This is a genomic window from Cohaesibacter sp. ES.047 (assembly GCF_900215505.1).
In the GTDB taxonomy this organism is placed as follows: domain Bacteria; phylum Pseudomonadota; class Alphaproteobacteria; order Rhizobiales; family Cohaesibacteraceae; genus Cohaesibacter.
On sequence record NZ_LT907844.1, the window covers coordinates 1,202,501 to 1,207,500 of the forward strand.

The 5,000-nt window shown below is 49.3% G+C and carries 2 protein-coding genes and 2 rRNA genes (1 of these 4 cut by a window edge); all 4 read left to right on the plus strand.

Annotated elements, in window-relative coordinates:
- Positions 1–199 precede the first annotated feature (199 nt).
- Positions 200–2,930: ribosomal RNA gene (locus CPH65_RS05325) — 23S ribosomal RNA — on the plus strand.
- Between the two features lie 92 nt (positions 2,931–3,022).
- A 5S ribosomal RNA gene (gene rrf / locus CPH65_RS05330) occupies positions 3,023–3,137 on the plus strand.
- 327 nt (positions 3,138–3,464) lie between these two features.
- Positions 3,465–4,448, plus strand: a complete 984-nt coding sequence (locus tag CPH65_RS05335) for a helix-turn-helix domain-containing protein (protein ID WP_096172464.1) — start codon at positions 3,465–3,467, stop codon at positions 4,446–4,448.
- A gap of 295 nt (positions 4,449–4,743) precedes the next feature.
- Positions 4,744–5,000, plus strand: partial view of a methyl-accepting chemotaxis protein gene (locus CPH65_RS05340; protein WP_197703962.1) — the beginning only. 1,390 nt of this gene lie beyond the right edge of the window; only the first 257 of its 1,647 coding nucleotides appear in the window; it begins with the start codon at positions 4,744–4,746; the stop codon falls past the right edge of the window.

Genomic DNA, 5,000 nt, shown 5'->3' on the forward strand with positions numbered 1-5,000 from the left:
TTTTGATTGTATCTCAAGAAGCTGGTCTAGAACCTGCTTACATGTGGACGTACCCCGTCTGGATGTATGAATGGCAGGTTCTTTAATAGTCATCAGACCAAGAGACTGGGCATTGCCTGCTTGTGCATTGCTCATTGGTCTGATTTGAACTTCATTTGAAGGACATCTACGCAAGTGGATGGTCATTGAAAATGAGAGTGATCAAGTGTTTTAAGGGCGTTTGGTGAATGCCTTGGCGACAAGAGGCGATGAAAGACGTGGTACGCTGCGAAAAGCCATGGGGAGCTGCGAACAAGCTTTGATCCATGGATATCTGAATGGGGAAACCCACCCGCAAGGGTATCTCAATCTGAATATATAGGGTTGAGAGGCAAACGCAGGGAACTGAAACATCTAAGTACCTGCAGGAAAGGACATCAACAGAGACTCCGTTAGTAGTGGCGAGCGAACGCGGACCAGGCCGTGCTGTAATAAAACGGGAAGCTTCTGGAAAGGAGCGCCATAGTGGGTGACAGCCCCGTACCGGTATGAAAAGCAGCCGTTAGAGTAGGGCGGGACACGTGAAATCCTGTCTGAACATGGGGGGACCACCCTCCAAGCCTAAGTACTCCTTGTCGACCGATAGTGAACCAGTACCGTGAGGGAAAGGTGAAAAGCACCCCGACGAGGGGGGTGAAAGAGATCCTGAAACCGAACGCCTACAAGCAGTCGGAGGGCGAAAGCCTGACGGCGTACCTTTTGTATAATGGGTCAGCGACTTAATTTATCGAGCGAGCTTAAGCCGTTAGGTGTATGCGTAGGGAAACCGAGTCTTAATAGGGCGTTAGTTCGATGGATTAGACCCGAAACCGGGTGATCTAGCTATGAGCAGGTTGAAGGTGCGGTAACACGCACTGGAGGACCGAACCCACGCCTGTTGAAAAAGGCGGGGATGACTTGTTGCTAGGGGTGAAAGGCCAATCAAACCCGGAGATAGCTGGTTCTCCGCGAAAACTATTTAGGTAGTGCGTGGGATGAATACCTTGGGGGGTAGAGCACTGGATGGGCTAGGGGGTCTTACCGACTTACCAAACCTAACCAAACTCCGAATACCCAAGAGTACTATCCTGCAGACACACGGCGGGTGCTAACGTCCGTCGTGGAGAGGGCAACAACCCTGACCGCCAGTTAAGGTCCCTAAGTCATGGCTAAGTGGGAAAGGATGTGAGGATCCCAAAACAACCAGGATGTTGGCTTAGAAGCAGCCATCATTTAAAGAAAGCGTAACAGCTCACTGGTCTAAATAAGGGTCTTTGCGCCGAAAATGTACCGGGGCTAAAGCCATGCACCGAAGCTGCGGGTGTGTACTATGTACACGCGGTAGCGGAGCGTTCTGTAGGCCGATGAAGGGTGACCTGTGAGGGCACCTGGAGGTATCAGAAGTGCGAATGCTGACATGAGTAACGATAAAGAGTGTGAGAGACACTCTCGCCGAAAGTCCAAGGGTTCCTGTGCAATGCTAATCAGCGCAGGGTTAGTCGGCCCCTAAGGCGAGGCAGAAATGCGTAGTCGATGGGAATGAGGTTAATATTCCTCAACCAGTGGGATGTGACGGATTCCGGTAGTTGTATTGTCTTATTGGATTGATGATGCAGCGTAGGAGTTCCAGGAAATAGCACCCACGTTAGACCGTACCCTAAACCGACACAGGTGGACAGGTAGAGAATACCAAGGCGCTTGAGAGAACTATGCTGAAGGAACTCGGCAAATTGCTCCCGTAAGTTCGCGAGAAGGGAGACCCGTTTGAAGGCAACTTTTAGCGGGTGGCACAGACCAGGGGGTTGCGACTGTTTATCAAAAACACAGGGCTCTGCGAAGCCGCAAGGCGACGTATAGGGTCTGACGCCTGCCCGGTGCCGGAAGGTTAAGAGGAGTGGTGAGAGCTGCGAATTGAAGCCCCGGTAAACGGCGGCCGTAACTATAACGGTCCTAAGGTAGCGAAATTCCTTGTCGGGTAAGTTCCGACCTGCACGAATGGCGTAACGACTTCCCCGCTGTCTCCAGCATAGACTCAGTGAAATTGAATTCCCCGTGAAGATGCGGGGTTCCTGCGGTCAGACGGAAAGACCCCGTGAACCTTTACTATAGCTTTGCGCTGACAGTTGTGTTGGCATGTGTAGGATAGGTGGTAGGCTTTGAAGTTTGGGCGCCAGCTCAGATGGAGCCATCCTTGAAATACCACCCCTGTTGTCATGGCTGTCTAACCGCGGTCCGTTATCCGGATCCGGGACAGCGCATGGTGGGTAGTTTGACTGGGGCGGTCGCCTCCCAAAGAGTAACGGAGGCGCGCGATGGTTGGCTCAGACCGGTCGGAAATCGGTCGTTGAGTGCAATGGCATAAGCCAGCCTGACTGCGAGACTGACAAGTCGAGCAGAGACGAAAGTCGGTCATAGTGATCCGGTGGTCCCGAGTGGAAGGGCCATCGCTCAACGGATAAAAGGTACTCCGGGGATAACAGGCTGATGATGCCCAAGAGTCCATATCGACGGCATTGTTTGGCACCTCGATGTCGGCTCATCGCATCCTGGGGCTGGAGCAGGTCCCAAGGGTTTGGCTGTTCGCCAATTAAAGCGGTACGTGAGCTGGGTTCAGAACGTCGTGAGACAGTTCGGTCCCTATCTGCCGTGGGCGTAGGAGAATTGAAAGGAGCTGACCCTAGTACGAGAGGACCGGGTTGGACACACCTCTGGTGGACCTGTTGTGGCGCCAGCCGCATTGCAGGGTAGCTACGTGTGGAAGGGATAACCGCTGAAAGCATCTAAGCGGGAAGCCCCCCTTGAGACGAGTTCTCCCTGAGAGCCGTGGAAGATCACCACGTTGATAGGCCGGGTGTGGAAGCGCAGTAATGTGCGAAGCTTACCGGTACTAATAACTCGATAGGCTTGATTACTCTCATTTATCTATGACCATTCAAACGCTTTTACAAAAATCCTGAAAAGCGTCGACTAAAAGACCAGCTTCATTGTCCTTGCGTTTAACCGGCCTGGTGGCTATGGCGAGGAGGCCAAACCCGATCCCATCCCGAACTCGGTCGTTAAACTCCTCTGCGCCAATGGTACTCCGTCTTAAGACGTGGGAGAGTAGGTCGCTGCCAGGCCTGTTAAACGCAAGAACAATATCAAAAAACCCCCATCGCTATAAGCTATGGGGGTTTTTGCGTTCAATATAAGGAAAATTTTTAGTAACTTTCTTTATTTCAAATGAAGCGCTGTATAAAATCAGAGTTTGCAGTAGTAATTCATGCAATCATAAGTTTATTTTTAAGTAATCTGATATTTATTGTAAAAATTAACAGTAAATTTTCTCAATGATATTTAAATCTTTGGATTTCTCGTCATTTTTTATTTGAAGGTAAGGATTATTGTGTAGTCTGCGACCAATGATAACCTAAATCTATTCTTTAAAGAGATGAAGGCATTCGTTGATGAGAAGGATTGCGTCCGTTAATAAGAAAATTCAAGACGGAAATCAATTTGTGGGTCGGCGCTTTCAATTACGCGTCCCTCCACTGGACGGTCTTGATGGTTTTCCTATTCAGCTGTGCCCACCCTCGGGCAAAGTACTCGATCTGTCTACAAACGGGCGCACAGGTCAGCAATCCATAGTGTGGCAAAGTTTTTCCACCACGGGGTTTGTTTCTCATTCGAACGAGAGCCTCGACAGCTTGGCAGTACAAATTCCTTTCAGAGGCCATTTCATGCAGCGAATGGGATCGCAGGAATTGCTTGCCAAGGAGGGAGTTGGCCTCTTGTCTAAGGTTCGCCCGGAAAACCAGATGTATTCGTCTCCTGACTTCATTGTTCTGGGGTGCGTTTTTGATAACGATCCTTTGTCTATGGCCTATGGTGCCATGTTCGATCCATCTGAGAGTTTGTCTCCTGACTTTTTGCAGTTTGCTGATATGCACCAGCTGGGATTGCGTGCACTGCAAAGAGCATTGGTGCAGGTCGTCTTTTGGGAAGATGCACCAGGAGGTCAAATTGATACAATGTATCCATTGATGGAGGAATTGTTGATTTTCCAGTTGATCGGTTGTTGGCCGATGGCCAATACGATTAGCTCAAAATTTGAAACAGCTCCATCTCATATACTCATGAGAGCGACCGACTACATAGATGCGAATCTCGGTCGGAGCCTAACTGTTGTTGAGGTTGCCAAAGCAGCGGGAGCCAGTGTTCGTACTCTACAGAAACTGTTTCGCAGCCGCTTAGGATGTAGCCCGGTCCAATATATTATCGATCAGCGTCTTATCAGGGTCCATCACGACCTCGTACGGGAAGGGGACGTGACCCCTGTTTCTCAAATTGCGTATCGATGGGGCTTTGTTCACTTGAGTGATTTTTCCCGTCGGTTCAAAGCCAAATTCGGAAAACGGCCATCCGATATTGTCCCCCGGAGCGCAATTTGAACGGGCTGACTATCAATATTGCGACTAATGCTATCATTATACCGTTGCTGTCTGATTTTGGATATTGATGTTTAAATTAGATTAACCAAGCAAACCAAATGATCGTCACTGCAAGCAATCTGGCGATAGTCATAGGTCTATCTGAATGCGCGTTGAGACCTATGCTCCATAGCTGTTAGCCGAAATCTGATGAATTCAATCATCGATATTTTGTGCTCTTCGGTTTCGTCGCCGGCATTGTTTGATTTGAACATTTTGGGGCGATGCTATGTCAATAAAAAATAAAATTCTGCTGATGGTTTCAGGTTTGATATCGATCTTTGTTATCGTGCTTGGACTGCAAATCGAAGATGACTTCAATTCCTTGAACGATGGAGCCAAAAATACCGTCCGAACACAGATTGAGACTGCATACAGTCTCGTTGCCAAATTTGCAAAGGACGCCCAGTCGGGATTGATTTCAAAAGCCGAGGCGAAAAAACGCGCGCGGCAGGCGTTGCGAAATATTCGCTACAACGAAACAGACTATGTTTTTGTCTCCGACTACAGCGC

Bases quoted from the DNA above. Each gene is read 5' to 3' on its own strand.
- CPH65_RS05335 (WP_096172464.1), top strand. From the start codon at position 3,465: ATGAGAAGGATTGCGTCCGTTAATAAGAAAATTCAAGACGGAAATCAA.